21 protein-coding genes and 1 pseudogene are annotated in these 26965 nt (G+C 69.2%); 9 read left to right on the top strand and 13 right to left on the bottom strand.

The genetic code is table 11. The features are described from left to right. Nucleotides 1-41: 41 nt before the first annotated feature. Together AOZ06_RS32235 and AOZ06_RS32230 are read right to left on the bottom strand one after the other, a co-directional pair. Nucleotides 42-359 carry an acyl carrier protein gene (locus AOZ06_RS32235; protein ID WP_169799009.1) on the bottom strand — a complete coding sequence of 106 codons (318 nt, stop codon included), beginning with the start codon at nucleotides 357-359 and terminating at the stop codon, nucleotides 42-44. Continuing rightward, nucleotides 337-1680, bottom strand: coding sequence for a condensation domain-containing protein (locus AOZ06_RS32230; protein WP_083472078.1), 1344 nt, complete (start codon nucleotides 1678-1680; stop codon nucleotides 337-339). Before AOZ06_RS32230 ends, AOZ06_RS32235 begins: the two co-directional genes overlap by 23 nt. A gap of 386 nt (nucleotides 1681-2066) precedes the next feature. On the opposite strand from AOZ06_RS32230, the gene AOZ06_RS32225 reads away from it, so the two are divergent. Then, on the top strand, nucleotides 2067-3272 hold the full coding sequence (locus tag AOZ06_RS32225; protein WP_054292835.1) for a cytochrome P450: 1206 nt from the start codon (nucleotides 2067-2069) through the stop codon (nucleotides 3270-3272). Further along, a complete protein-coding gene (locus tag AOZ06_RS32220) occupies nucleotides 3269-4009 on the top strand; it encodes a thioesterase II family protein (protein ID WP_063810151.1) in 741 nt (246 codons plus the stop codon). The genes AOZ06_RS32225 and AOZ06_RS32220 overlap by 4 nt, the downstream gene beginning before the upstream one ends. A gap of 25 nt (nucleotides 4010-4034) precedes the next feature. Here the strand turns inward: AOZ06_RS32220 and AOZ06_RS32215 are convergent, their stop codons facing one another. Continuing rightward, the gene (locus AOZ06_RS32215) at nucleotides 4035-5036 is read right to left on the bottom strand and encodes an aldo/keto reductase (protein ID WP_054292834.1); all 1002 of its coding nucleotides are present in this window, start codon (nucleotides 5034-5036) and stop codon (nucleotides 4035-4037) included. A gap of 331 nt (nucleotides 5037-5367) precedes the next feature. Here AOZ06_RS32215 and AOZ06_RS32210 point away from each other — a divergent pair, with 331 nt between their 5' ends. Continuing rightward, nucleotides 5368-9735: a WD40 repeat domain-containing serine/threonine protein kinase gene (locus AOZ06_RS32210; RefSeq protein ID WP_054292833.1), complete on the top strand. Its 4368-nt coding sequence runs from the start codon at nucleotides 5368-5370 to the stop codon at nucleotides 9733-9735. Nucleotides 9736-9744: 9 nt separating this feature from the next. Then, the gene (locus AOZ06_RS32205) at nucleotides 9745-10539 is read left to right on the top strand and encodes a hypothetical protein (protein ID WP_225952955.1); all 795 of its coding nucleotides are present in this window, start codon (nucleotides 9745-9747) and stop codon (nucleotides 10537-10539) included. 5 nt (nucleotides 10540-10544) lie between these two features. Here AOZ06_RS32205 and AOZ06_RS32200 read toward each other — a convergent pair whose 3' ends face one another. Beyond that, nucleotides 10545-11225, bottom strand: coding sequence for a TetR/AcrR family transcriptional regulator (locus AOZ06_RS32200; protein ID WP_054292832.1), 681 nt, complete (start codon nucleotides 11223-11225; stop codon nucleotides 10545-10547). Between the two features lie 66 nt (nucleotides 11226-11291). Here AOZ06_RS32200 and AOZ06_RS32195 point away from each other — a divergent pair. Next, nucleotides 11292-12402 (top strand): annotated as a pseudogene (locus AOZ06_RS32195) (FAD-dependent oxidoreductase). Between the two features lie 58 nt (nucleotides 12403-12460). On the opposite strand, the gene AOZ06_RS32190 reads toward AOZ06_RS32195, so the two are convergent. Genes AOZ06_RS32190 through AOZ06_RS32180 form a run of 3 tightly spaced genes read right to left on the bottom strand, consistent with a single transcriptional unit; the run spans nucleotide 12461 to nucleotide 15465 of the window. After that, nucleotides 12461-13507, bottom strand: coding sequence for an NAD-dependent epimerase/dehydratase family protein (locus AOZ06_RS32190; protein ID WP_054292831.1), 1047 nt, complete (start codon nucleotides 13505-13507; stop codon nucleotides 12461-12463). Between the two features lie 16 nt (nucleotides 13508-13523). After that, on the bottom strand, nucleotides 13524-14261 hold the full coding sequence (locus AOZ06_RS32185; protein ID WP_054292830.1) for a class I SAM-dependent methyltransferase: 738 nt from the start codon (nucleotides 14259-14261) through the stop codon (nucleotides 13524-13526). Between the two features lie 28 nt (nucleotides 14262-14289). Then, nucleotides 14290-15465, bottom strand: a complete 1176-nt coding sequence (locus tag AOZ06_RS32180) for a nucleotide disphospho-sugar-binding domain-containing protein (RefSeq protein ID WP_054297068.1) — start codon at nucleotides 15463-15465, stop codon at nucleotides 14290-14292. Between the two features lie 179 nt (nucleotides 15466-15644). Between AOZ06_RS32180 and AOZ06_RS32175 the strand changes: the two genes are divergently transcribed. The 3 genes from AOZ06_RS32175 to AOZ06_RS32165 are packed head-to-tail and all read left to right on the top strand — an operon-like array spanning nucleotide 15645 to nucleotide 19337. Continuing rightward, the gene (locus AOZ06_RS32175; protein ID WP_054292829.1) at nucleotides 15645-16325 is read left to right on the top strand and encodes an SDR family NAD(P)-dependent oxidoreductase; all 681 of its coding nucleotides are present in this window, start codon (nucleotides 15645-15647) and stop codon (nucleotides 16323-16325) included. A gap of 26 nt (nucleotides 16326-16351) precedes the next feature. Next, complete coding sequence (gene asnB, locus AOZ06_RS32170) at nucleotides 16352-18205, top strand: asparagine synthase (glutamine-hydrolyzing) (protein ID WP_054292828.1); 1854 nt, start codon at nucleotides 16352-16354, stop codon at nucleotides 18203-18205. Between the two features lie 49 nt (nucleotides 18206-18254). Beyond that, nucleotides 18255-19337: a methyltransferase gene (locus AOZ06_RS32165; RefSeq protein WP_083472075.1), complete on the top strand. Its 1083-nt coding sequence runs from the start codon at nucleotides 18255-18257 to the stop codon at nucleotides 19335-19337. Between the two features lie 109 nt (nucleotides 19338-19446). On the opposite strand, the gene AOZ06_RS32160 is transcribed toward AOZ06_RS32165, so the two are convergent. Genes AOZ06_RS32160 through AOZ06_RS32135 form a run of 6 tightly spaced genes read right to left on the bottom strand, consistent with a single transcriptional unit; the run spans nucleotide 19447 to nucleotide 25841 of the window. Then, nucleotides 19447-20250: an ABC transporter permease gene (locus AOZ06_RS32160; RefSeq protein WP_054292827.1), complete on the bottom strand. Its 804-nt coding sequence runs from the start codon at nucleotides 20248-20250 to the stop codon at nucleotides 19447-19449. Continuing rightward, nucleotides 20247-21191: an ATP-binding cassette domain-containing protein gene (locus AOZ06_RS32155; RefSeq protein ID WP_054292826.1), complete on the bottom strand. Its 945-nt coding sequence runs from the start codon at nucleotides 21189-21191 to the stop codon at nucleotides 20247-20249. Before AOZ06_RS32155 ends, AOZ06_RS32160 begins: the two co-directional genes overlap by 4 nt. Then, nucleotides 21188-22351, bottom strand: coding sequence for a nucleotide disphospho-sugar-binding domain-containing protein (locus AOZ06_RS32150; protein ID WP_054292825.1), 1164 nt, complete (start codon nucleotides 22349-22351; stop codon nucleotides 21188-21190). The genes AOZ06_RS32155 and AOZ06_RS32150 overlap by 4 nt, the downstream gene beginning before the upstream one ends. Then, nucleotides 22348-23955: an FAD-dependent monooxygenase gene (locus AOZ06_RS32145; protein WP_054292824.1), complete on the bottom strand. Its 1608-nt coding sequence runs from the start codon at nucleotides 23953-23955 to the stop codon at nucleotides 22348-22350. The genes AOZ06_RS32150 and AOZ06_RS32145 overlap by 4 nt, the downstream gene beginning before the upstream one ends. A gap of 13 nt (nucleotides 23956-23968) precedes the next feature. Further along, nucleotides 23969-24772: a hypothetical protein gene (locus tag AOZ06_RS32140; protein ID WP_054292823.1), complete on the bottom strand. Its 804-nt coding sequence runs from the start codon at nucleotides 24770-24772 to the stop codon at nucleotides 23969-23971. Nucleotides 24773-24800: 28 nt separating this feature from the next. Next, nucleotides 24801-25841: a methyltransferase gene (locus tag AOZ06_RS32135; protein ID WP_054292822.1), complete on the bottom strand. Its 1041-nt coding sequence runs from the start codon at nucleotides 25839-25841 to the stop codon at nucleotides 24801-24803. Nucleotides 25842-26061: 220 nt separating this feature from the next. Here AOZ06_RS32135 and AOZ06_RS32130 point away from each other — a divergent pair, with 220 nt between their 5' ends. Then, complete coding sequence (locus tag AOZ06_RS32130; protein WP_054292821.1) at nucleotides 26062-26961, top strand: NAD(P)-dependent oxidoreductase; 900 nt, start codon at nucleotides 26062-26064, stop codon at nucleotides 26959-26961. Nucleotides 26962-26965: the final 4 nt, after the last annotated feature.

The raw sequence follows: 26965 nt of genomic DNA, 5'->3' as shown, positions 1-26965 counted from the left end.
GGCAGCGTCGACGATGTTGACGCCGGAAGAATGGTTGTTCGTTACGGCTTGCGGGAACGCGCTGCGTTGATCAGATCACTCCGCGTGGCGCCCCGGAATCCCGTTGGGGCAGGATTGTCTGCTTTGGCGAGCAGCTCGGAATGTCCGCGAACGGTCCCGGCCCTGAAAAGGTCGATTGTTTTCAGGGCGCGCCCGGTTGTCTGATTCAGTCGTTCGACGAGCATCACCAGCCGCAGGGAATCTCCACCGTGGTCGAAAAACGTGATGTCGTCGGCGACTTCGGTGACGCCGAGTACTTCCCGCCACACCGAGCGAACAATCTCGAGTAAATTGACGTCAGCTGTCTGCTGGTCGGGCACAGCACGGCTCCTCTGTGGAATATGCCAGGTCAACGGCACTACGGCGTAGGCCGGAAAGCAGTGTTTCGATGGTCGCCGCGTCGAACAGGTCGGTCGGGTAGTCGATCGCCAGGGTCAGCCTGCTGCCGTGCTCGCCGTCGTCCGACCGGACGAAAAGATCGAGGTCGTACTTGGTGTGAACCGGGCCGTCGAGCCGGTACCGGCAGGTCACACCGGGCGCGACGGGCAGCTCCAGCGGCAGGTCGTCCACGTTGACCAGGACCGGCGTCAACGGCGGCCAGATCACGTGCCTGCCGGGGTTGAGCGCGGTCGCGATCGGCTCGAGCGGCACGTCGCAGTCCATGAACGCCTCCAGGGCGCCGATCCGCGCGTTGCGCACCAGCTCGCGCCACGTCGTGGTCTCGTCCAGACCGACGCGCAGCACCAGCGTCGACATGAACATCCCGATCGCGTCGGCGGTCGCCGGGTCCTCCCGGCCGGGCCAGCCGAAGGCGAACAGGAAATCCCGTTGGCCGGAATACCGCGACAAAGTCCCCGCGAGCAGGGCGACCGCGGTCATGAACGGCGTACTGCCCTCCTGGGCGGCGACCGCCATGACCTTGCCGGTCAGCTCCTCGTCCAGCTCGATCGACAGGTTGGCGCCGAGTACCGACGACTCACCGGGCGCCGGGCACCGGTCATAAGGAAGCGTGACGGTCAACGGCGCGCCACGCAGCCGGTCGACCGCTTCGGCCACGCGCTGGGCCGTCACGTCCGCGGGTGGTGGGCCGACCAGGCCGGCGGGGTGCGCGGACGGTGTCGGATCCAGCGCCTCACCGCGGCGGAGGGCCTGGTAGCCGGCGATGATCTCGTTCACGAGCAGGTGCCGTGACCAGCCGTCGAACGAGATGTGGTGCATGGTCAGCACCAGCAGCGTGGTGGTGTCGTCGACCTTGATCACCTCGCCGCGCGCCTGCGCCTCCTCGGCCAGGTCGAACGGGGTCCAGCACAGCACGCCGACCAGGCGGTCGAGCTCGTCGGCGCTCCAGCCGTCGGCCTGGGCGTCGATGAAACCGACTTCGCCGGGCGGGCCGTCGGTCCGGTACTCGACACGCTGCGTGCCGAGGTCGAGACGGAAACGCGACCGCAATGCCGGATGTCTGTTCAATGCGTGCCCGGCTGATTCCGCCAAAATGGCGTTATCGATCTGGCCGGTGAACTCGAGCACGGTCGGAATGAGGTAGGTAGGCCTGAGTCGCTCGTCCTTGTCCAGTACCCAAATTCCCTGTTGGGCTGGGGTCGCCGCGTGCCAAACGGCATTATTCGTTACTGCGTTATTCAATCGGGCTTACCCCCTCCGAGCTACTCCCCCGAGTGGCTGCGGGTCACGTTAAAACCGGTTCTGGTCAATGTCAATGTCCACCGAATGGCGGTTCGCGGACCGGAATTTCAGGTTTCTGCAGACGTCGGTAACCAGGGCCGCCCCTTCGGGCGATGGTCTCCGCAATTGGCCTGAGGATGCTGCGTTCGGCCGTTGACACTGTGTTCCGCACCGTGTCATCCTCGCTGCCGACTGGGGAGTTGGGACGCCGCTGTGTCACCTTTGAATCACCGTTTTTATGGCGGTGATGATCTATTTGTGCACGGCCTGCGGTCTCGCGAGCAAAGGGCGGAATGTTGCGAGTACGTGAATCATCTGTTCAGGACACTCCAGCCGCGCGTTGCCCGATGCACATCGGCGGCGACGACCTCGTCGACCCGACGCTGTACAGCGACGGCAACGCCTACGAGGTGTGGCGGCGTTTGCGGGCGGTCGACGGACTGAGCTGGCAACAGGTCGACGCCGAGCGGGGCTTCTACTCCGCGGTCCGCTTCGCCGACGCGGACTACGTGCTCAGCAACACCGCGCTGTTCACGTCCGAGCGCGGCACACTGCTCGATCTGCTGGGGACCGACGACCCGGCAGGCGGGACACAGCTCGCGGTCACCGACCCGCCCCGGCACACCGAGATGCAGACCCGCTTGAAGAAGGCACTGGCGATCAAGGCCGTCGACCGGCAGCGCGACATGATCCGCGCGAAGGTGGTCCGGCTGATCGAGCCGATCGGCGACGGTGGTGTGTTCGACTTCGGCAACGCCATGCTGGACATGCCGATGGCCGTCACCGGCACCATGATGGGCCTGCCCGAGTCCGACTGGGACTGGCTGACCAGGATCAACACCACGTGCATCGCCCCGGACGACCCGGAGTACCTCGGCGAGGCCGGCCGCGGCCTGACGCTGGCGATCGCGCACCACGAACTGTTCGGCTACTTCCAGGAACTGGTCCGCCACCGGCGCGACAACCTCGGCGACGATCTGATCAGCGTCCTGATCACGACGCGGTTCGAGGGCAGGCACATGTCGCTCGGCGAGATCGTCTCCAACTGCTACAGCCTGCTGCTCGGCGCGAACGTGACCACACCGCACTCGCCGAACTTCCTGATGGCCGAGTTCACACAGACCGACGTGCTCACCGACTGGGCGGCGAACCCGCAGGTCAACGTGACCGCGGTGGAGGAGGCGCTGCGCTGGGCGTCGCCGGTGAACCACTTCCTGCGCTACGCCACCCAGGACGTGGAGGTCAGCGGAACGCGGATCAAGGCGGGTGACGCGGTCGTGGTGTGGCTGGGCGCGGCCAACCGGGACGACAACGAGTTCGCGGACGCGTCCACGTTCGACATCCGCAGGAAACCCAACAAGCACTTGGCTTTCGGTGCGGGCCCGCACTACTGCGTCGGCCACAGCGTCGCCAGGGTGACGTTGCGGATCCTGTTCGACGAACTGCTCACCCGCTACGAGGACTTCCAGCTCGCCGGCGAGCCGCAGCGGCTGGTGTCGAACTTCGTGTCCGGCTACAAGCACGTGCCGATCACCGCGCGGCGCCGCACGTGAAATGGTTGCGGCACTACGGTTCTGCTGAGGACAGCCGGATCCGGTTGCTGTGCTTCCACTACGCGGGCGGCGCGGCGTCGATGTTCCGCACGTGGCACACGGTGTTCCCGGGGGAGATCGAACCGGTCGCCGTCCAGCTGCCCGGCCGCGACGACCGGCACGCCGAGCCGCCGTACGAAGCCATGTCCGAGCTCATCCCGGCCCTGCTCGACGCGCTGCCCCCGGTGCTGGACAAACCCCTCGCCTGCTACGGATTCAGCATGGGCGCACGGGTCGCGCTCGCCCTGTCCCACGAGCTGAGGGAACGCGGATTGCCGCTGCCCGTGCGGCTTTTCGTGGCGAGCAGTGCGGCTCCGGCGCTGCGCCTGCCGGTGCGCGGCTGGGCCGAGACCGACGAGGGCCTCGTCGCGTACATGCGTGAACTGGGCGGAACGTCGTCAGTGGTGTTCGACCACCCGGACCTGCTCGACCTGTTCCTGCCGGCCGTCCGCGCGGACCTCAAGGTCGTCGGCACGTGCCCGATCACGGACACCGAGCCGCTGCCCGTGCCGATCCGGGCATTCGCGGGGGAAAACGACACCGAGGCGGCACCGGACCGGATGCTGCCGTGGCGCGCCGAGACCAGCGCCGGATTCGACCTGGACATCCTGCCGGGCGACCACTTCTTCACCGCCCGCGGCACAACCCGGATGCTCACCACCATCACAGAAGACCTCGTGAGTGTTTTGGCCGGTTAGAACCGGCCAAAACACTCACGAGGTGTCAGTTGGCGGAGTCCAGCTTCGCGCGCTGGTCTGCCGTGAGTTCCAGGTCCACCGCGGCCAGGCTCTCCTCGATCTGCTTGACCGACGACGCGCCGACCAACGGGATGATCGGGACCGCGCCACCGATCATCCAGGACAGCACGACCTGGTTGACCGTCGCGCCCGTCTCCTTGGCCACCTCGTCCAAAGCCTTGCGCCGCAACGGGTTTCCCGCGTGGTCCCAATCCGGGCCGAGTGGCCGGTCGGCTCGGACGTACGCACCGGCGAGCAGCGGTGAGTACGCGACCAGCGTGAGCTCGGGCGTCTCGCTCAGGTACGTCAACAGGTCGCCGCTCACGAAGCCCTGGTTGCCGACAGGGGAACGGCGTCCCGGGCGGTCGGTCCGCGCACGCAGGTAGCTGTGCTGGTACTGCAGGACTTCGTAACCCGGCAAGCCCGCGGCCGCGGCAGCCGCGCGAGCCCGTTCCACGCGCCACGACCAGTGGTTGCTCACGCCCAGCAGGCCGACTGTGCCGTCCGCGACCAGTTCGGCGAAACCCTCGATAGTTTCCTGCAACGGCGTGGACACGTCCTCGACGTGCGCGTAGAGCAGGTCGATCTTCTCGACGCCGAGCGTGTCCCTGCTGCGTTCGGCCGATTCCCTGATCACCTTGGCGGACAAGCCTTCGATGTTCTCCGGCTTGGCCGTCTCGGCGAAGTCCATCCCCGCCGCGACCGGGCGCCCCCCGAGCTTGGTCGCGATCACGACGTCGGCGCTGACCTGGCGGCTGGCGCGCCACCGGCCGAGCACCGCCTCGCTTTCCCCGCCCTGGCTGCTGTTGACCCAGAACGCGTAGTTGTTCGAGGTGTCGATGAACGTGCCCCCGGCCTCGACGTACCGGTCGAGCACCGCGAACGCGGTCTCCTCGTCGGTGCCAGTGCCGAAGTGCATCGCGCCGAGAGCGAGCACGCTGACTTCACGGCGCGTGCCCGGGTCCTGGCCGATCGTGCGGTACTTCATCCGGTTCCTCTCGAATGATCCCCATCCCGCACTGGAGAAAGAGCCCTCCGCGGGTGTGTGCACGACCCTACCCCGCGGCGGGCGCGCGAAACACCCTGTCCACAAGGGATCTCGCTGGTCCCGTCGGGGTGAACGCGGGACTGATGGTGCGTCCGGGTGGGCAAGCGGGACCGATGGCCGCGAGCCACCGGTCAACCGGGTCCGCCCGGCGCCTTCGAAACGGTCGACGGGCCGCCTGGGCGATCGCATACCCGGACGGCCGCACTGCGGTGGCCGCTGTCGGCAAAGTTGCCCACGCGGACAGGGTGCCCGAATCGATAGGTTTTCCCCCATGGTGGCGGGCACATTCAACGCGGAACCCACGGATCTCCCGGTTTTCGGACCGTATCGCATCGAAGGCCTGCTCGGCCGGGGCGGGATGGGCGTGGTCCACCGCGCCTACGACACGGTGCACGACCGCGTCGTCGCACTGAAACGGCTGCCCGGGTCGGTCACCGACCACGACTACCGCGCCCGGTTCAAACGGGAGGCACGGCTGGTCGCGGCGATGGACCACCCGAACGTCATCCCGGTCAACGACTTCGGCGAGATCAACGGCGACCTGTTCATCGACATGGCGCTCGTCGAAGGCACTGACCTGCGGCGCGCACTCGGCGCGGGCACGATCGACCCGGACCGGGCCATCCGGATCCTCACCCAGGTGGCGGACGCGCTGGACGCCGCGCACCGCGAAGGCCTGGTCCACCGGGACGTGAAACCGTCCAACATCCTGATCGGCCACGACGACCACGCCTACCTCGCCGACTTCGGCATCGCACGCGAGTCCTCGCCGGAAGCGACCGCGCTGACCCGCTCCGGTGACCTGATCGGCACGTGGGACTACATGGCGCCGGAACGCCTGTCGGCAGGCCCGGTCGACGGCCGCAGCGACCAGTATTCGCTGGCCTGCGTGTTGTTCGAGAGCTTGACCGGCAGGCAGGCCCACCCGGGGACGGACCCGGCCGCCAAGATCGCCGCGCACCTGCTGCAGCCGCCGCCCGCGCCGTCGGTGTTCGCCCCGGCCGTCACCCGCGAACTCGACGCCGTGGTCATGCGTGGCATGGCCAAGGACCCGGCCCGCAGGTTCGCCACCACCACCGAGCTGATGACGGCCGCGCGAACCGCCGCGTACGCCGGGGTCACCGAACGGGCCGCACCCGCCACCGCGGACCAAGCGGACCTGGTCAAAGCGATCCTGCGGTCCAGCGCGCCGCGCCGTACCCCGACGCAGCCGATCACCGCCCCGGCCCCGTACCCGGGCCTGGCCGGGTTCGAGGAACGAGACGCCGAGCTGTTCCACGGCCGTGCGCACGTCGTGACGGATCTGTTGGTACGGCTGGCCGAGCAACTCGACGGCGGCGAACCCGTCGTGCTCGTCGGGGCGTCCGGCGCGGGCAAGTCGTCGGTGCTGCACGCCGGTCTGCTGCCCACGCTGACCGACTGGCCACACGTCGTCCTCACGCCGGGCCCTGACCCGATCGGTCTGCTGGCCGCCGCGATCGCCCCGCACGCCGGTGGTGACGCCGCCGCTCTGGCCGCGCGGATCAGGCAGCAGCCGTCCGATTTCGGTTCCCTGTGCGCCGTCGCCCACAAGCGCATGGTGATCGTGATCGACCAGTTCGAGGAACTGTTCACCCACGGCGTGCCGGACGAGGAGCGCCGCGCGTTCGCCACCGCGCTTGCCAACGCGCGGCCGGCCTTGGTCGTGCTGGCTGTCCGGGCGGACCTGGTCGACCGGTGCATCGACCTGGCGCCGTTGAATCCCGCGTTCGCCGCGCCGGTGCTGCTCGGCGCGATGGACGCGAACGAGCTGCGCCGTGCGATCGTGCAACCTGCGCGGGACTTCGGCGTGGAGATCGAACCCGGCCTGCCGGAACGGTTGATCGCCGACCTCGGGGTGCGCGGCGAATCCGGCTACGAGCCGGGCGCGCTGCCCAGGATGGCCCACGCACTGCGGGAAGCGTGGAACTTCCGCGAAGGCAACACGTTGACGCTCGCCGCGTATCGCAAGGCGGGCGGGATCGACGGCGCGGTGTCCCGTACCGCCGAGGACATCCACGGCAAGCTCGATCCGCCGAGCCGGGAGACCCTGCGCGCGGTGTTGCTGCGGTTGGTGACCGTGTCCGACGACGGCGCGGTCGCCCGGCGCCGGGTCGACCCGCGTGAGATCGGCGGGCCGATCCTGGACGGCCTGATCGCCGCGCGCCTGGTCACCGTCGACGCGACCGGGGCCCGGCTCAGCCACGAAGCGCTGCTCACGGCGTGGCCGCGGCTGCGGGACTGGATCGACGAGGACCGTGCCGGGCTGATCCAGCACCGCAGGTTCGCCGACGCGGTGCGTGTCTGGACCGAATCGGGCCAGCAGGACGACGACCTGTACCGCGGTGCCCGGCTCGCGACCGTCAACGCCTGGCTCGAACAGGGCCGGACCGGGCTGCAACCGACGGAACAGGAGTTCCTGCACAAGTCGAACAACGCCGAACACGCGGGCGCGATCGCCGCGCGCAGGCGCACCCGGCGGCTGCGCACCATGGTCGCCGCGCTGAGCGTGCTGCTCGTGGTGGCGGTCGGCGCGGTCGTGGTCGCGACTGAACTGCAGCAGGACGCCGACCACGGCCGTCAGCTGAACCTGTCACGGCAACTGGCCGCCGAGTCCGCACTGGCCAGGGGGATCGACCACCCCCGGACGGGGCTGCTGGCGCTGGGTGCGTGGCAGGCCGAGCACACGGTGGAGAGCCGCAGCGCTGTCCTGGGCGTGCAGTCCGATCACTTCCGGGGACGGATGCTCGGCCATGAGGGGCCGGTGACGGGAATCGCGATCAGCGACGACGCCAGACTAGCCGTGAGCGGCGGGCGGGACGGCTCGCTGCGGCTGTGGGACGTGCCGGGCCACCGTGAACTGGCTGTGCTGGACGAAGGCGACGGCTGGTACCGCTCGGTGTCGATGTCCGCGGACGGCCGGTTGCTCCTGGCGGCCAACGCGACAGGCGCCGAGGTGTCACTGTGGAACGTGCCGGATCGCAAGCGGATCTTCACCGTGCCCAGCCGCGCGGTGGACGGGTACATCACGCCGGACGGGACGTCCTTCACCGCGTTCACCGAAAACGGCGTCACGGTGTGGGACACGGCCAAGCTCACCGAGACCGCGCGGTTCACCGCGCCCGCGTCGCTCGCGATGGCGCAGAGCCCGGACGGGAAGCTCATCGCGACGACCAACGAGAAGAACGTCGAGGTGCGGCGCGCGACCGACGGCGAGCTGGTGGCGACGCTCACCGGCCACGCCGACGACGTCACCGGACTGGCGTTCAACCGGGCATCGACCGCGCTCGCCACGGTGTCGCAGGACCGGCACATGTTCCTGTGGGACACATCGAAGTGGGCCCGGTCGCTGGACAAGGAAACATCCGAGCCGGGGCTGAACACGGTCACCTTCAACCCGGCGGGGACGGCTGTCGTCGCGGGCGGGGTCGGCACGACGCTGCACGCGTGGGACATCGCGTCCGGGCAGGAGATGCTGAGCCTGGGCACCGGCTCGGTCACCACGTTCGGGCTGGCGATGAGCGGCGACGGGCACACGTTCCTCAGCGCCGACTCCGCCGGTCAGATCACCGCGTGGGCGTTCCAGCGGACCGCGCTGGGACCGCGTGACAGCCCGATGGTCGCGGTCGCGTCCCACGGGAAGCTGTTCGTGACCGCTGCCGCGGACGGAGCGATCCGGTTGTGGGACAGCACGACCGGCGACCAGATCAGGCGTTTCTCGCACGGTGGGACGGCAGCGTCCGCCGCGTTCAGCCCGGACGGATCACGTGTGGTCACAGTGGGCCTGGACGGCGCCGCGGTCGCGTGGGACGTGGCGACCGGCACGGAGGTACGCCGGTTCTCCCGTCCTGGAACGGAATTCACCGAGCTGGTGTTCAGCCCGGACGGCAGGACCATCGCGCTCGCGGGCAAGAGCCCGGCAGGTGCGAGCAAGGACCAGGACCGCGACGAGATCGTCTTCATCGACGCAGGCGACCTGACGATGACCGGCGTCCGGCCGACCAGGAAGGAACCGCGCAACGAGGAAGTCGTCGAGGTGAACTACCCGACTTCGGTGAAGTACAGCCCCGACGGCAGGCATCTGGCGGTGACGCTGTCCGGCGGAAAGGTGGGCTTGCTGTCCACAACGGACACTGGCGGTCCGATGAGGATCCTGCCGGGCCACGACAGGCTGGCGATGGAGACGGCGTTCACGCCGGACGGCCGGACCCTGGCCACCGGTGGCGCGGACCGGATGATCAGGCTGTGGCGTGTCGGCGACGGCCAGCCCGTGGGCGTGCTGACCGGGCACGACTCGCCGATCCGCCGGATCCGGTTCGCGCCGGACGGCAGGACGGTCCTGACCGCGAGCCAGGACACCGTGCTGCGCCTCTGGGAATTCCCCAGCGGTCAGCCCCTGGCACGACTGGACAGGCACGACGACGACATCAACGACGCCACGTTCGACGCGGACGGCACACGCGCGATCAGCGCGTCGGCCGACGGCACCGCGCGGATCTGGGACCTCAACCCGGACAACGCCGTCCGCGCGATCTGCGACCGCATCGACCGGGCCGGGCTCGCCAAGGACTGGGCCGCGATCGGACCCGACCGCGGCGGCACACCGGTGTGCCCCGGCTAAAGTGACACGATGCCCAGCGTGATCGTCCGGGGGACCGGGATGCCGTCCGTGGTGCTCAAAGCGGGGGAGTCGCTGCTGTTCGGGCGCGCACCGCACTACGCGCTGCGGCCCGGTTTCACGGCAGTGGCGTTGCCGGACTGCGCCCCGCACATCTCGCGCCTGGTCGGCGAACTGGTGGTCGCCGCGGACACCGTGACGCTGACCTGGCTCGGTTCTGGCGAAGCGCAGCTGTCCGGCCTGTTCGACGCGCCGGGCGGAGCACGCCGGGTGATCATGACCAAGTCGATGTCCGCGCTGCTGGACGACGGCGAGAACCAGTTGGTGATCCTGCTCGGCAGGCAGACCGCCGGTGGCTTCGCCGACACGCTGATCAGCATCGACGTCACCCTGGAGACCGTGCCGCCGCAAGTGCCCGGTGACCCGACCGGTCAGGTCACCTCGGCCGGGCCGGGACTGATCAGGGAAAGCCGCGACTGGTACGTGGCGCTCGCGTTGACCGAGCCGTGGCTGGTCGGCAAGGACGACTACCCGCGCCCGCCGTCGAACCGCGAGATCTACGAACGAGTGGTGCACTGGCACGGCTATGCCTGGAACCTGCAACGCCCGCAACGAGTCGACGACGCGATCCGGGTGATCTCGGCGATCGCCTTCGGCGCGCGGGACGACCCGTACCTCGCACAGCACGACGGGCGCCTGCAGAACATCCGCTTCGCCGTGGCGCGGCGTGCGGCGGAGATGCGCCTGGTCACGGCGGCGGACTTGGCTGAGGTGGAGCGGACCGCGCGCAACAGGCCGCCGACGTGACCGCGTCAGCGTGAGACGCGGGCTTCGATGCCGTCGAGGACGAAGTCGAGGCCCGCGCGGAAGGTCTGGTCGGCGTCCAGGTGCGGGCCGTCGTGGACGACTGCGGCCAGTGCGGGGAACCGGCCGGTGGCGAAGAGTCGCTGCAGGTAGGGCCCGAAGGTGGTCTGCCACTGGCGCTTGTCCATCCCGGAAGCCCGTTCGGCGCGCCGCTCGGTGATCTCCCGGCGTATCGCGCCGTTGACGTAGGCGTTGACCGCGGCGACTGCCGGCACGACGATGTCCAGGTCGACGCCGCCCATCGCGGCCAGCACGGCGTCCCCGGTGGCGAGCGTGTTCGGCCCGAGCTGGGGCCGCCCGCCGAGCAGGTCGGCGAGCCATTCGTGCTGCTGTGCCGCCTGCCGGGTGGTTTCGGCAAGCGAGATCAGCACTTCTCGCCAGCTGTCGCCGGTCGGCTGGACGCCGGCGTAGACCGCGTCGACCATCAGGTCGAGCAACTCCTCCTTGGTGGCGATGTAGCCGTACAGCCGCATCGGGCCGACGTCCAGCTCCGCGGCGACCTTGCGCAGCGACACCGCGTCCAGGCCGTCCGCGTCGGCGAGCTGGATCGCGGCTTTGACGATCCGTTCCCGGCTCAGCGGGGCAGGCACCGGTCGATCCGGCGGCTCCGGCCGTTCCCACACCAACATGCGACGACAATACAGTGTCAATCGCTGATGCAGTGTATCGAAGGATACAGTGAGTCGAGGACGACCGTGACCATCGCTATCGCCGGAGCCGGCTTGGGTGGCCTGGCCCTTGCACGGGTACTGCACGTCAACGGCATCGAAGCCGTCGTGTACGAACGCGAACCGTCACGCGGCGCGCGTGACCAGGGCGGCATGCTCGACATCCACTCAGGGCAGCGGGCGCTGCGTGACGCGGGGCTGATCGACGAGTTCACCGCGATCGCCCGAGGTGAGGGCCAGGACATGCGGCTGCTGGAGCCGGACGGCACCCTGCTGCCGCAGGAGGACACCCCTGATGACGCCCCGCTGCTACGACCAGAGGTGGACCGCGCCGATCTGCGTGACCTGCTGCTGAATTCGCTCCCCGACCACACAGTCCGCTGGGGGCACGCACGTCGAATCCGCTGACAACGGCGTGCTGCGCTTCGCCGACGGCCGCAGCGCGACATACGACTTGCTGGTCGGCGCCGACGGCGCGAACTCCAAGGTCCGCCCACTGCTCACCGACGCCAAACCCGAGCACAGCGGCCACAACGTCGTCGAACTCGGCATCCCCGACATCGACCGCACCCACCCCGGCCTCGCGGAGATGGTCGGGCGCGGCAACTACTGGGTGCTCGGTGACGGGAAATCCCTGGCAGCGTAGCGAAACGGCGACGGCCGCGTACGCATCGGCCTCAGCTTCCACAACACCGAGGAAGACTGGTTCGCCACCAACGGGATCTCGTTCGACGACCCGGCGGCGGTCAGGGCACGCCTGATCGGCTTGTTCTCCGGCTGGCACGAACGGTTCACCGCACTGATCGCGGCGTGCGACGACACGATGCGGCCGTGGCCGATCAGTGTTCTCCCGGTGGGCCTGACCTGGCCTTCGGCACCGGACGTCACCCTGATCGGCGACGCCGCGCACCTGATGGCGCCGGTAGGGGAAGGCGCGAACATGGCGCTGCTCGACGGCGCGGTGCTCGGCCTTGCCCTGGCCGCACACCCGAACGACATCCCTTCTGCCGTCGAGGAATACGAGCACGAGATGGTCGAGCGCACCAGCGTGATCGGCAGGCAGTCCGCCCGGATCCAGGAACTCCTGACACAGCCGGACGCGAGCAAGCGAATGCTCGAGTTCTTCCGGCCGCGCTGACCGGCGTCCGGCCGCCGGGCCACACGCTGAACCACGGCGGGCCCAGCGTGTGGCTCGATCAGTGGTTCATGGGAGACCGGGCGAAGTCCTTCACCCCTGTCTCGAACGTCATCGACGGCCGCCACTCGAACTCGTCGAACAGCTTCTGCGGCGAGGCGAAGATGTGCCGGACGTCGCCTATCCGGTAGCGGCCGGTGATCCGCGGCGCCGGCGCCGCCGTCGCCTCGGCGAGAGCCGCCGCCAGTTCGCCGATCGTGCGTGGCTCCCCGGACGCGACGTTGAACGGGTGGAAGCCCGGCTGGTCCCAGTCCAGCACGGTCATGTTCGCGCGGGCGATGTCGTGGACGTGGATGAAGTCGCGCTTCGGTCCGCCGTCCTCGTACACCTGCGGTGCCTCGCCGCGGTCCACCGCGGACCGGAACACCGACGCCACACCTGAATACGGGCTCTCGTAAGGCATCCCTGGCCCGTACACGTTGTGGTACCGCAGTGCCACGACCGATCCGTCCGTTTCGCGCGCCCACGCGGACACCAAGTACTCCTGGGCGAGCTTGGTGACCGCGTAGACGTTGCGCGGTGGGTCGAGCGGGTCGTGCTCTTCCACCGCTTCACCGGCCACCTCCTCGCCGCAGCGGGGACACCGCGGCTCGAACCGGCCCGCGTCCAGGTCCTCGCGGGATCGGCGATGAGGACGGACGATGCCGTGCGACGGGCAGACGTAGCGGCTGTCGCCGTAGATCACGACCGAGCTGGCGAGCACGAGCTTGCGCAGCCCGGCCGAGACCATCTCGGTCAGCAGGATCGCTGTGCCGAGGTCGTTGCAGCCGACGTACAGCGGCGCGTCGAGGATCTCCCTGCCACGGCCGACCATCGCGGCCTGGTGGCTGACGACGTCGATGCCGCGCAGCGCCGCCGCCACTGTGGCGGCGTCACGCAGGTCGCCGTGCACGAACTCGACGCCGTCCGGCATCGGCGGCGGCACATCGGACTGGTGGACGCCGGGGATCAGCGCGTCGAGCACGCGGACCTCGTGGCCGGCCTCGACCAGGTTGCCGACGACCTGCCTGCCGATGAAACCGGCACCGCCGGTGACCAGTACGCGCATGTCTCTCTCCTCCGGGTCAGAGGCGGGCAGCGAAGGACGTGAAGTAGCGGTGCTCGTCCACCGCGAGCACTTCGCTGTACAGCGTGCGCAGCGCGGTCATCGAGTCGGCACTGCGCCTGAGCTGGGTGCGGTAGGCACCGGTTTTGAGCTTGCCCGCCGACACCCGGATCAGCGCCGCGGTCCCGAAGAACGCCAAAGTCCTGCGCAGGTGCTCGGCCCGACCGTACCGCTTGCGCTCGAACTCGTGGAAGTTGTCCGCTGTCCAGAAGTTGCCGATGAACAGACCGCCGGGCTTGACGAACGAACGCAGCCGGGTCAGCACTTCCTTGATGTCACCGAGGTGGTGGATGGCGTCCACGCACATCACCAGGTCGGCCTTGGGCAGGCCGTTCTCCTTCCAGAAGTCGCCGTGCACCAGCTTGAGGTTGTCGTGGTCCACGCGCTGCTGCGTCCTGGCCAGGCCCTGGGAGGAGATGTCGATCGCGGTCATCTCCTTGACACCGGTCAGGTCCGCGGTGAGCTTGGTGAACTCACCCGTGCCGCAGGCGACTTCCAGCGAGGTGGTGATGCCGGCCGCGTACTTGCTCAGGTAACCCGCGATGGCGTCCTTCTGGTCGAGGAAGGACTTGCGCAGAACGGGGTGCTCCTCGGCGCTCGCACGGTCCCAGAACCGTGCCGCCCAGTATTCGCGGCCGTCTGGCGCGACGTTCCGCAGGATCTTGTGGCCGGATTGGGCGAGTAGCTCAGCGAGCATGGGTTCACTCCTCGTGCGGGACTGGTTCTTAGACGAGCTGGTCGAGCCGGAGTGCCAGTTCGCCCGGGGTCTGCTGGGCGAGGATCTCCTTGCGCAGGCCGATCGCCTCGGTGCGATACGACGGCTGGTCGAGCAGGGCGCTGACTTCGGACTTGATCGCCGCGCCGGTGAAGTCCGCGAGCGGCAGGACCCGGCCCGCGCCCGCCTCGGCGACGCGCTGGGCGTGGAACTTGTGGTCGGGCAGACGCGGGGTGAGCAACATCGGCAGGCCGGCTGTCGTCAGTGCCGTGAGACTCGTCGACACGCCGCCGTGCGCGATCACCGCGTCACACGTGGGCAGGATCCGGTACAGCGGAACGGACTCGACCACGCGCGCGTTGGCGGGCACGTCGCCGAGCAGTTCACGCTGGTTGGCCGTGATCGCGACGACCACATCGATGTCCAGTTCGGACAGTGCGGACACCACCCGCGGCAACAGGAAGTACTCGGGGTCCATCCGGCTGTAGGTGGTTCCCCACGTGACGCAGACCCTCGGCCGGTCGGACTTGGCCGACGTCCACGCGGGCGGCAGACCGGGGCCGAAACCGTTGTAGGGCAGATACTGCACGGGAACGCGGTCGGCCGGCGCGGTGTCCACCTGCATGGCCGCGGGGGTCGGGTCGATGGTCACGGTGCCGAAGGTGTCCACCGAGTCCAGCCCGAGCTTGCCGCACAGCGGTTCCAGCGCTTCGGCGGACGCCGCGCGCAGCCTCGGCGTCGACATGATGTCCGGGCCGTACAGATAACGGACCGCCGGGATCCCCAGCGCCGCTGCGGCGACCGGGCCCGCGAACGCCGTCGGCTCGAACACGATCGCGTCGGGCCGCCAGCGACGACCGAAGGCGATCAGGTCCTCGGTCATCGTCTCGGCCATCTCGGCGAACATCCGCACGGCCCGCGGCGGGCCCTGCGGAGCCTGCTGCTGTGCGTTCTCCTGCTGGGCAGGCCGGGACGCGGGGTTCGCGGCGATGTGCCGCAGAGCGCCGAGGAAGTCCAGATCCTGCCCGACGCTGACGCCGGGCAGCCCGGTACGGGGAATCGCGTCGGCGAGTGCCGGTTGACTGGCGACGCGCACCTCGTGCCCCAGCGACCGCAGGCCCCACGCGAACGGGACCATCGGGAACAGATGCGTTGGCCACGCCCAGGCCACGAATACCACGCGCATGCCGACTCCAAGCCCTTTTTCCTCACCGGCGGATTCGTCGACCAGCATTCGGGGTGCCGATCGGGGAAAGCTCGAGGATGACTGGGTCCCGGACCCACCAGTGGCATTCGAACGGTCGTTGAGCCCGGTGCCGGAGGTTGGCCCCGTCAGGGGCCGATCCAGACGAGAGGTGGCGTGCCGTGCCACACCGGACCGCGTTGATCACCGGGGCCAACCGCGGACTTGGCGAGGCGATCGCCGCCCGCCTGCACGAACTCGGGCACCACGTGCTGCTGGCCGGGCGCGACGGCGCCGCCGCTGCCGCGGTGGCCGAACGACTCGGGGACGACGCCGAGGCGATCACGCTCGACGTCACCGACCCGGCGTCGGTCGCCCAGGTGCGGGACAAGCTGCGCGAGGTGGACATCCTCGTGAACAACGCGGGCGTGCTGGAAACCGCGGGCCACACGCCGTCAGGCGTGCCGATCGACCTGGTACAGCGGGAGATCGACGTCAACACGCTGGGATCGTGGCGGGTGTCGCAGGCCTGCCTGCCCGGCATGGTCGCCCGCGGCTGGGGCCGGATCGTCATGGTGTCCAGCGGCACGGCCACGTACACCTACGGCCTGTTCGCCGGCACGCCGGGCTACACCGTGTCCAAAGTGGCGCTCAACGCGGTGACATCCCTGCTGGCACAGGAAACCGAGGGCACCGGCGTAGCCGTGAACGCGGTCAACCCCGGCCTGGTGCGGACCAGGATGCGGCCGGACGCCGAACGCACGCCGGACGAGGCCGCCGCCGACATCGCATGGGTCGCCACCCATCCGGACGGCGGCCCGTCCGGTGTGTTCTTCAGCCGCCGCAAGGTCATCGGCTGGTAATCGCCCGAGCGCTACGGAGGTTTCGCATGTCAGGAATCGTGGGATGGGTCGACTTCGCCAGGGATCTCTCCCGGTTCCGGCCGACGGTCCAGGCGATGGCCGCGACCATGGCGGCACGGGGTCCCGACGGTGAAGGGGTGTGGGTCGACGGGCACGCCGCGCTGGGACAGCGCCGGCTGGACCTGCGCGCACCCGGCAACAACCCGAGGCAGCCGTTCGTCGTCGAGGACGACAACGGCCCGGTGGCCACAGTCGTGTTCAGCGGGACGCTGTACAACCTGGCCGAACTGAGGCGCAAGCTGGCCGCGGCGGGCAGGCGGTTCCCGGTCGAGAGCGACGACGAGGCCGCGCTGCTGGCGTACCTGCAGTGGGGGCCGGATTGCGTGCGGCACTTCGACGGCGTGTTCGCCTTCGCGGTCTGGGACATCCGCAAGCAGGAACTCTTCCTCGCCAGGGACCGGCTCGGCCTCAAACCGCTGTACTACGTGGAGCTGCCCAACGGTGTGCTGTTCGCGTCCGAGCAGAAGGCGCTGATGTCGCACCCGTTGGTCGACCCCGTGCTGGACGCCGAAGGCCTGACCGAGATCCTGACCTACGCCGGAACACCGGATCACGGTGTCCTGAAGGGCTTCCGCAAGCTGCGCGGCGCGCACACCGCGACCGTGAGCACCAACGGGATCTCGATTCGCCGGTACTGGCAGCTGTCGGCGCGCGAGCACCGCGAGGACCTGCCGGAAACCATCGAGCGGACTCGGGCGTTGCTGCTGGACGCCGTCGCGCGCCAGGCCGCGTCCGATGTGCCGGTCGGTTTCCTGCTGTCCGGCGGGGTGGACTCCAGCGTGGTGGTCGGTCTGGCCGCGAAGGCCGGTGTCGCCTCGCCGTTGAAGACGTACACGGTGACGTTCGCCGACTACGAGCAGCAGTTCCAGCCGGACTTCGTCCGCGGCACGCCGGACGCGCCGTACGTGCGGGCGCTCGTGGACTTCGTCGGCGCCGAGCACCAGGACATCGTGCTCGCGACCTCGGACCTGCTGGACCCCGTCGCACGGATCAACGCGGTACGGGCCAAGGACCTGCCGTCGATGCTCGGCGACATGAACACCTCGCTGTACCTGCTCTGCCAGGCCGCCCGTGAGCACGTGACGGTCGCGTTGTCCGGCGAGACAGCGGACTCGGTGTTCGGCGGAAACGTCTACGGCGCTGAGGAATCCGTGCCCGAGGCGCCGCGGACGTTCCCATGGGTCAGCTTCCACGAGAAGCACGCCGGGCACCACGCGATGGGCGGCGGGCTGCTGGACGCGGGCCTGCTCGGCGAGCTGGACCTGATGGGCTACGGCGCCGCGCGTTGCGCCGAGTCCTTCGCCGAGACACCGCAGCCCGACGGGATCAGCGACGCCGAGCGCAGGTCGAGGCACGACACGTACCTGCAGCTGACCAGGTGGGCCGACAGCCAGCTCGCGCACAGCGAGCGCAACGCCATGGCCGTCGGACTCGACGTGCGCATGCCGTTCGCCGACCCGGCACTCGTCGACTACGTGTTCAACGTGCCCGCGCCGATGAAAGCCTTCGACGGCAAAGGCAAGAGCCTGTTGCGCGCGGCGGGGGAGGGCTGCGTGCCGGACTCGGTGCTCAACCGGCCCAAGAGCCCGTTCCCGGTGTCGATCGACCCGGCCTACCAGCGGATCCTGCAGGAGCAGCTGTCGCGCGTCGCCAGTGACGCCAGCTCGCCGCTCGCCGGGATGCTGGACGTCGACCAGATCGGCACGAGGCTGGCCGACCCGGCGTCGCTCGGCGCCAACTGGGTGGCCAGGACCGACATCGAGATGATCCTGTCGCTGGAGCGGTGGGTGCGCGACTACGGGATCCGGCTGGCCCTGTGACCCGGATCCCGCCGGAGATTTCGTCAACGAGGCAAGAGAAGGGGAATCGATGAGTGCGTCCACTTCGGACAATACGGAGACGACGTTCTGGGACTGGATGCTGGCACACGACCAGTGGCCCGCGTTCGACCGGCTGCTGTTCCTGGTGTACGGCCCGAAGATCATGGGCGTGTTGCGCGCGGTCGCCGAACTCGGTGTCGCCGACCACCTCAAGGACGGGCCGCGCACGATCGAGGAACTGGCCAAGCTGACCGACTCGCAGGAGCAGCCGCTGTTCCGGCTGCTGCGCACCTCGGCGGCGCTGCGGATCGTGCGGCAGGACGCCGAGGGCCGCTTCGAGCTGACCGAGGAAGGGGAGTCGCTGCGCAGCGACCTGTCGAGCAGCCTGCGCGACCTGGTCGTGTTCAGCGGTGACGAGATGCTGACCCGGCCCTACTCGGACCTGGTGCACAGCGTCCGGACCGGCGCGCCGGCGTTCGAGAAGGTCTACGGAAAGTCGTTCTACGAGTACACCGAGAGCAGCCCGGAAGCGGGCGCGCTGTTCGACAAGACGATGACCCAGCGCAGCTGGCTCACCGCGGTGACGCTGCTGCGCCGCGTGGACCTGAAGCCGTTCAAGAAGATCGCCGACCTCGGCGGCGGCTGGGGGCACTTCCTCGGCGAGGCGCTGACCAAGCACTACCCGGACGCCACGGCGTTGCTGTTCGAGCGGCCCTCCGTGCTGGAGCAGGCGAAGCCGCTGATCGCCGACTACGGCGTGACCGACCGGGTCGAACTGCAGGCCGGTGACTTCTTCGAGAGCGTGCCCAAGGGCTACGACGCCTACCTGCTCAACGCGGTCCTCAACGGCCTGGACGACGAGCAGTCCGCTCGTGTGCTGGCCAAGGTCCGCGAGGCGATCGGCATGGACAAGGACGCGCGGCTGTTCATCTTCGAGAAGGTGATGACGCCGTCCACCAACGAATGGGACTACAGCAAGCTCCTGGACATGGACATGCTGGTGCTGTTCGGTGGCCGTGAGCGGACCCTGGAGGACTGGCACAAGCTGACCTCCGAGGCCGGCTTCGAGCTGCTCACCACGCCGGAGAAGGGCGGGTCGCCCTGGTCGGCCCTGGAGTGCCGGGTCAAGTGAGAGCACACGAGAACGGCCCTTGTGGAGAAAATCCACAAGGGCCGTTCCTCCCCGTCAGCCTCGTGAGTGGTTGGTCCGGTTAGAACCGGACCAACCACTCACGAGGCTTTTACTGGGCTTTTCGTCGGTAGGAGCGAGCGGCGAGCGGAACGCAGATGAGCAGCAGCGCAGCGCTCCACAGCAGAGCGGCGGCCACCGGGTGCTGCAACGGCCACACCGGGTCGGCGCCGACCGGGTTCGGGTTGCCGAGCAGGTCCCGCACCGCGACCACGACCGAACTCACCGGGTTCCACGACGCGACAGCCTGCATCCACGGCGCCATGCCCTCGATCGGCACGAAAGCGTTCGACAGCCACACCACGGGGAAGACCACGGCCAGACCGCCGGAGATGACCGCCTCCGGGTTGCCGACCGCCAGGCCCAGCAGCGTGCCGATCCAGCTGACGGCGAACGCGAACAGCAGCAGCACGAGGAATCCGCTGATGACGGCACCGAACGACGTGTGCGTGCGCCAGCCGACCAGCAACGCGATCAGGGCCATGAACACGATGGTCAGCGCGTTGCGGAAGATGTCGGACACGGTCCGGCCGACGAGCACCGCCGACTGGGTCATCGGGATCGACCGGAACCGGTCGATCAGTCCCTTGCGCATGTCGTCGGCCAGCCCGGCGCCGGTGGTCATCCCACCGAACGCGACCGTCTGCACGAAGATGCCGATGATCACGTACTCGCGGTAGTTCGCGCCGCCCGGCAACGGGATCGCCTCGCCGAACACGTAGCTGAACAGCAGCACGAACAGGATCGGCTGCATCATGTTGAACACCAGCGCCTGCGGGATCCGCAGGGTGTTGCGCAGGTTGCGCTGGGTCAGCAGCAGGCAGTCGACCACAGCGGACCGCGCCGTGGCTATCAAGAGGTCACCTCCGTGGTGTGCCCGGTCAGGGCGAGGAACACGTCGTCCAGCGTCGGGCGGCGCAGGCTCAGGTCGTGCACGGCCAGACCGTGCGCGGCGAACTCGGCCGCCGCGGTCGCCAACGCCTTGGCACCGGCCGACACCGGAACCGACAGCTGGTGGTCGTGCCGGTCCGCGGTGGGCTCACTGTCGCCGACAGCTGCGAGGATCTCCCTCGCCCGCACCCGGTCATCGGCGTCCACGAGGGACACCTCGATCCGTTCGCTGCCCGCCTTGGCCTTCAGGTCGTCCGCGGTGCCGTCCGCGATCACCTTGCCGGAGTCGATCACCACGATCCGGTCCGCCAGCCGGTCGGCCTCCTCCAGGTACTGGGTGGTCAGCAGGACCGTGGTGCCGCCGTCGACCAGTTCGCCGATCAGCTCCCACGTGGTCAGCCTGCTGCGCGGGTCCAGCCCGGTCGTCGGCTCGTCCAGCGCGATCAGCCTGGGCTTGGCGATCAGGCTCGCCGCCAGGTCCAGCCGCCTGCGCATGCCACCGGAGTACGTCTTGGCCAGCCGGTCGGCCGCCTCGGTGAGGTCGAACCGCTCGATCAGCTCGTCCGCCCGCGCGATCGCCACCTTCTTGCGCATCCGGTAAAGACGCGCGAACAGCACCAGGTTCTCGCGGCCGGTCAGGTACTGGTCCACGGCGGCGTACTGCCCGGACAGGCCGAACATCCGGCGGACCAGGTGCGGTTCACGCACCACGTCGTGGCCGCCGATCTCGATCCGGCCGGAATCGGGCTTGGCCAGCGTGCTCAGCACGCGCACGGTCGTGGTCTTGCCCGCGCCGTTGGGGCCGAGCAGGCCGAGCACGGTCCCCTCGGCCACCCGGAGGTTCAGCCCGTCCAGCGCCTTGACCTTGCCGTAGGTCTTGACGACGCCCTCGCAGTCGATGATCACGAGGCAAGCCCTTCCAGTGCGCCGACCACATCGGACGGCGTTGGCTGCTGTTTGATCTCCGCCGCGACCCGCTTGGCCGACTCGGCGTAGTCCGGTTTGGCCAGCACCTCGTGCAGCAGCCTGCGCAGGTCGTCCGGGGTGGCTTCCTTGTACGGGATGAACGTGCCCGCGCCGGTCGACGCCAGTTGCCGCGCGTTGAACAGCTGGTCGGGGATCTGCGGCACGACCAGCTGCGGGACACCCGCGGCCAGCGCGGTCATGGTCGTGCCCGCGCCGCCCTGCTGCACCTGTGCCGAACACGTCGCCAGCAACAGGTTCAGCGGCAGGTTCTCGACCACCTTGACGTTGGACGGCAAGTGGGACAGCAGTTCCCGCTGCTGCGAGTTGACCGCGAGCACGAGTTCGGTGTCCGGCAACGTGGACAGCGCGTCGACGAGAGCGGGCAGACCGAACATGTTGTTGTGCAGCCGTGACACGGTGGTGCCCCACGTCAGGCAGACGCGCCGGGCCGCGGTCGGCTCGAGCAGCCACTCCGGTGCCTCGCCGGCGCCGTTGTACGGCACGTACTGCACGAGCTGCCGCCGGTAGTCGGTGGCGATCTGCATGCTCGGCGGGCAGGCGTCGAGGGTCATCGTGCCGAGCGTGTCGATCGGCTTGGAACCGAAGTCCGCGAACAACTGGGGGATGACCTCCGACTCGCCCGCACGCCCGTAGTACGGGTAGTCCGCCGACCACACGTGCCGCACGGCGGGCACGCCGACCGCGCTGGCGGCGACCAGCGCGGCGTAGGACGTCGGTTCGTAGACGATCACGTCGGGCTTCCAGCTGCGGCAGTACTCGATCAGGTCACCCGCCATGTGCGAGGCGACCTCGGCGAACATCCGGAACGGCACGACCTTCAGCGCCTCGACCCGCTTGCGCTGGGCTTCCTTGTCCTCGGGGATGGCCACCAGCGGGCCCATCGTGCGGCCGAACAACGCGCTGAAGTCCACGTCCTTGCCGACGCGGACCGCGGGCAGCCCGGACTGGACGATGGTGTCGATCAGCGCGGGCTGGCTGGCGACGCGGACCTCGTGGCCCGCTGCCCGGCACGCCCACCCGAGCGGGACGAGCGGGTAGTAGTGCGACGCCCACCCCCAAGTGGTGAACAGGACCTTCACGCCTGGCCTCCTTGTGCTCCTCGGTGCAGCACCTGCTCGATGACCCCGGCGAGGTCACCGTCACCGGGACGGCCGCGCCACGCGACGAAGCCGTCCGGCCGCACGAGGACGGCGCCATCGGCGGCGACCCCGTAGACAGCGGGGAACCGGTCGTCGAGGTCGACCAGGTCGGGCACGCTCTGGCGGGAACCCACGCGGTACGCGGTCAGCACCAGTTCGTTCGACGCGGCCAGCGCGCGGGCCGCCGCGATCCACTCGTGGCCCTGCTCGCCTGCCAGCAGGACGAACCCCCGGCCGAACAGATCCACGGTGGACAGTCGTTTCCCGTTGCGGTCGATCGCGATGTGTGCCGCGCGCGTGCCCGGCAGGCCCGTCGGGGTGCGCGGGTCGGCCGACGTCCCGGGTTCCGCCGAGCTGTCGGCGATCACCGCGCCGGAGCTGTAGCGGTACCCGAACATCACGGTCAGCTCGTCGAGCTGCTCCTCGTCGCCGCCCGGCTCGTCCTTGCGCGCCGCTGTGCGTTCGGCGGACTGGTTGACGGTGAGGCGGCCGGCGGGCCTGCGTTCGGCGTCGTAGGTGTCCAGCAGGCCGGGGCCCGCGGTGCCCTGCAGCACCAGAGCCAGCTTCCACGCCAGGTTCTGCGCGTCCTGCGCGCCGGTGTTCGCGCCGAACCCGCCCGCGGGCGGCATCAGGTGCGCCGAGTCGCCTGCCAGGAACACCCGGCCGGTCTGGTAGCCCTGTGCGATCCGGGAGGCGACCTCCCACTCGTCGGTCAGCTCGACCTTGACTTCCAGCTCGGGGTCGCCGACGGCCGCGCGGACCATCGTGACCCAGTCGTCCTCGGTGAACTGGTCCGCGGTCTCGCCCTTGGCCGGGTCGTAGCGGATGCCGTACATCCACTGGTCGTCCTCGACGGGCGTCAGCACACCGAACCGCGCCTGCGGGTTGAGCGCGACCGCCATCACCACTTCACGGCCGCGCAGCGCCTCGGTCAGGTCCGCGCGGAACAGGATGCTCAACGCGTGCATCGTCGTGGCCAGCTCGTCCACCTCGATGCCGAGCGTCTTGCGCACCAGGCTGCGGTGGCCGTCCGCGCCGACCAGATACTGCGCCCGGACGGTCTGCTCCTCACCGGTCGCCCGGTCGCGGATGACCGCGTCCACGCCGTCCGCGTCCTGCGTGAAGCTGACCAGTTCGGTGCTGTAGCGGATGTCCGCGCCGCGCTCCTCGGCGACCTGGCGCAGGATCGGCTCGACCTTGTCCTGGCCGATGCTGACCCAGTTCGACGGCGTCACCTCGGTGATGCCGTCGAACGTGCTCGACTCGATCCGCCGGATCTCCTTGCCCGCCAGCGTCTCGACCTGGATCAGCACCTCGTTGCCGGTCACCGGCGGCGTTCCGGCGCTGATCCGGTCCTCGACGCCGATGCCGCGGAACAGTTCCATGGTCCGCGGGTTGAGGCCGCGGGCGCGCGGGTGCACGCCCGGACCGGGATGCCGCTCGACCACCAGCGGCCTGATCCCGTACGAGGTCAGGAACGCGGCCGTGGCCAGTCCGACGAAACTGCCGCCGACGACCAGAACGGGTGTTGTCTCTACAGTCATTTCCGACCCCCTGTCAGGCGAACGTGACGAGCTTGAGCATCCCGTCGAACACGCCGCTGCGGCCGGTCCGCGGGTTGCTCGTGTACGAGCACACCGCGTACCGGCCTGGTGGCAACGAGAACCGGGCAGCCGACTCGCGGCCGCCCGACACCGGCATCAGCCCGGCCGGGTCACCGACGAAAACCTTGCCCTGCGGTACTTTCCCGGTCCGGAACGCGGTGATGAAATCGAGCACGTCCTCGGTGGTCGCGTCCGGCACCACCTGGCCGATCACCGCCTCCTGCGGGTGGTCGGTGAGGTTGCGCAGCAACAGCGTGCCGTTGGCGGGCAACGTGTCCGGCATCCGGTAGGTCTCCCCGTCACCGTTCGCGACGGCTTCGATCACGGCGTCCGGGGTCACCGGCAGGCCCGCGACCGCAGAGGTGCCGGTGATCCGCAGCGACGGCACGTCGCGCGTGAACTTCTCGTCGCCGATGTAGTCGTAGTCGATGAAGTGGTAGGTACCGGCGGTCAACGCCACTGTGAGCTCGGCCTGTCCGTGCGACGGGTAGATCGTCACGCCGCCGACGAAATCGGCGACGCGCGCGACCTCCTTGCGGGGCAGGGAGTTCACCGCCGGATCCCACGACCGTGACTTGTCGAGGCAGTCGACGAGGTAGTCGATGTCGGTGCCGTCGACGAGCCGGACGATTCCCCACTTGTGGCCCTGCTCGTCCGGCGTGCTCACCCGGAAGGTCACCGCACCGGCCGGCAGGGGATCCGTGAAGGCCGGTTCGAGCGCCGGACCGTTGAGTGCGACGTCGAGCGAGGTGGCCATGGGCTGTCCTTTCGATCTCCTCGAGGGGTCACGCCGGGCGGCGTGCCTCCAGCAACGTCACCTGCAGCCAGTTGTCCGACGCGGTGGTGATCCGCTCGAGCTCCACCCCCGCGCGGTCGAACAGTTCGCGGTACTGCGCCTCGGTGCGGACCTTGCCGTCGGTGTACGCCAGCAGGCCGAGGTTGGTGATGTCCAGGAACGTGTCGGGCTGCTCGGGCAGCAGCCAGTCGCTGACCACCAGCGGCGTGCCCGGCTCGGCCGCCTCACGGAAGTTGGACAGCACGCGCACGCAGCTGTCGTCGTCCCAGTCGCACAGGATGCTCTTGAGCAGGTACAGGTCCCCGCCCTTGGGCAACTCCTCCAGGAAGCTGCCCGGCACGAACTCGACCCGGTCGAGCAGACCGCGGCGGCCGACGAAGTCCTTGGCCCGCTCGACGACCTCCGGCAGGTCGAACAGGACACCGGTGGTGTGCGGGTTGGCTTCCAGCACACGCGACAACAGCACGCCGTGGCTGCCGCCGACGTCGACGATCCGCTTGACGTCCTTGACATCCAGGCGGGGCACCACGATGTCGGCCGCGAACTCCGACTGCTCGCTCATGGTCTCGGCGAACCACGTCGACTCTTCCGGGTTCTCCTTGTAGTACTCCCACAGCCCCTTGCCGAGCACGTCCGAGGTGTGCGAGTGGCCGTCGAGCACGACGTTGTGCATCTGCTCGAGCGGCCGGTACAGGCCGGGGCTGGTGAACGACAGCACGAAGCTCGACAGCGAACGGGGGCCCGGCCGCAGCAGCGTGGTCATGGTCGTCTCACCGAAACGGTCGTCGGCCAGGCGCTCGACCAGGCCGATGGACGCGGCCGCGCGCAGCAGCCTGCGCGTGCCCTCGACGTCGGCACCCAGCTTCCCGGCGAGTTCGGCGCTGGTCAGCGGCCCGTCCGCGAGGTGCTCGGCCAGCTTCAGCCGTGCCGCCGCCCCGACGATCTGCGAGCTCATGTAGCCACGCGCGTAGGACATCAACTGCTGAGCGGGGTTCACGCCGCCGGATGCCCCGTCCCATTGGTCGGCCATCTGGGAGACCTCCTGGTAGTCACCTGATCGTCACGCCTCCGCCTGATGGCGGGAACGCCGTGGCTGCAACGGTGCCCAGTGCCGCTCGAAGCCCGGTGTGGCCCGGCTCGAACGGGATCACCGTGGTCACAGGCCGCTCGTGACGCGCGGTCGAGCACGGCTCAAGCAGCCGCCGTCACGCTGTGGCCAGTCCAGTGCGTGGTGACGGGAGACAACCAAGATGACACAACCGGCCTTGGCATTCGTGGGGCTCGGCGCCATGGGGTCGGGCATGGCGCACCGGCTGCTGGCGGCCGGCTACCCGATGACCGTCCACAACCGCACGGCCGCGCGGGCGAGCAGCCTCGTCGAAGCCGGTGCGCGGCTCGCCGCGAGCGCCGCGGAGGCGGTGCCGGACGCGGAGATCGTGATCCTCAGCCTGAGTGACGACGACGCGGTCGAACAGACGCTGTTCAACGAGATCACCGGATCGCTGAAACCCGGCGCCACCATCGTCGACACCACCGCCGTGTCGCCGGCGTACGCTCGCCAGGCGGCCAGCCGCCTGGAAGCCATGGGACTGGTGCGGGTGGAAGCCGCGGTGGTCGGCAACCCGGGAATGGCCAAGGCGGGCAAGCTGCGGGTGCTGACCGCGGGCCCGCAGGAGCCGTCCGGTCCTGTCCGGCAGGTCCTCGAGTCGATCGGCGAGAGCGTGCTGCACGTCGGCGCCACCGGTGCCGCCAGTGCCCTCAAGCTCTGCTTCAACCTGCTGCTCGGCGCGCACACCGCCGCACTGGCCGAGGCAGTGTCCTATGGCGACAGTGTGGGGATCGACAAGTCCGTGGTCATCGACGCACTCGCCGCCAGCGGCTTCAGCAGTCCGGCGCTGTCGTTCCGCGCGTCCTTCATGCGCGACGGCACCTACGAACCCGCCGCGTTCCGCTCCAGCCTGATGGCCAAGGACTTGCGCAACGCCATCACCGACGCGTCCCAGCACGAGGTCAGCATGCCGGTCATCCAACGGGTCGCCGACCGGTTCGCCGAGATCGTGCGCGCCGGGCACGGCGACTGCGACGCCGCGGTGATCCTGCGGCAGCAGGAGAACGACAAGGGACACAACCGGATCCCGGTCATCGACTGAGCAC

It is taken from the genome of Kibdelosporangium phytohabitans, from assembly GCF_001302585.1.
Taxonomy (GTDB): Bacteria; Actinomycetota; Actinomycetes; order Mycobacteriales; family Pseudonocardiaceae; genus Kibdelosporangium; species Kibdelosporangium phytohabitans.
This window is presented reverse-complemented; position numbering and strand designations above follow the sequence as displayed.

What these genes read in the sequence shown, in the direction of transcription:
- AOZ06_RS32145 (WP_054292824.1), bottom strand. Translation starts at nt 23,955, where the DNA reads ATGACTGTAGAGACAACACCCGTTCTGGTCGTCGGCGGCAGTTTCGTC.
- AOZ06_RS32200 (WP_054292832.1), bottom strand. Translation starts at nt 11,225, where the DNA reads ATGTTGGTGTGGGAACGGCCGGAGCCGCCGGATCGACCGGTGCCTGCC.
- AOZ06_RS32165 (WP_083472075.1), top strand. Translation starts at nt 18,255, where the DNA reads ATGAGTGCGTCCACTTCGGACAATACGGAGACGACGTTCTGGGACTGG.
- AOZ06_RS32185 (WP_054292830.1), bottom strand. Translation starts at nt 14,261, where the DNA reads ATGCTCGCTGAGCTACTCGCCCAATCCGGCCACAAGATCCTGCGGAAC.
- AOZ06_RS32190 (WP_054292831.1), bottom strand. Translation starts at nt 13,507, where the DNA reads ATGCGCGTACTGGTCACCGGCGGTGCCGGTTTCATCGGCAGGCAGGTC.
- AOZ06_RS32205 (WP_225952955.1), top strand. Translation starts at nt 9,745, where the DNA reads ATGCCCAGCGTGATCGTCCGGGGGACCGGGATGCCGTCCGTGGTGCTC.
- AOZ06_RS32130 (WP_054292821.1), top strand. Translation starts at nt 26,062, where the DNA reads ATGACACAACCGGCCTTGGCATTCGTGGGGCTCGGCGCCATGGGGTCG.
- asnB (WP_054292828.1), top strand. Translation starts at nt 16,352, where the DNA reads ATGTCAGGAATCGTGGGATGGGTCGACTTCGCCAGGGATCTCTCCCGG.
- AOZ06_RS32135 (WP_054292822.1), bottom strand. Translation starts at nt 25,841, where the DNA reads ATGGCCGACCAATGGGACGGGGCATCCGGCGGCGTGAACCCCGCTCAG.
- AOZ06_RS32140 (WP_054292823.1), bottom strand. Translation starts at nt 24,772, where the DNA reads ATGGCCACCTCGCTCGACGTCGCACTCAACGGTCCGGCGCTCGAACCG.
- AOZ06_RS32225 (WP_054292835.1), top strand. Translation starts at nt 2,067, where the DNA reads ATGCACATCGGCGGCGACGACCTCGTCGACCCGACGCTGTACAGCGAC.
- AOZ06_RS32210 (WP_054292833.1), top strand. Translation starts at nt 5,368, where the DNA reads ATGGTGGCGGGCACATTCAACGCGGAACCCACGGATCTCCCGGTTTTC.
- AOZ06_RS32215 (WP_054292834.1), bottom strand. Translation starts at nt 5,036, where the DNA reads ATGAAGTACCGCACGATCGGCCAGGACCCGGGCACGCGCCGTGAAGTC.
- AOZ06_RS32180 (WP_054297068.1), bottom strand. Translation starts at nt 15,465, where the DNA reads ATGCGCGTGGTATTCGTGGCCTGGGCGTGGCCAACGCATCTGTTCCCG.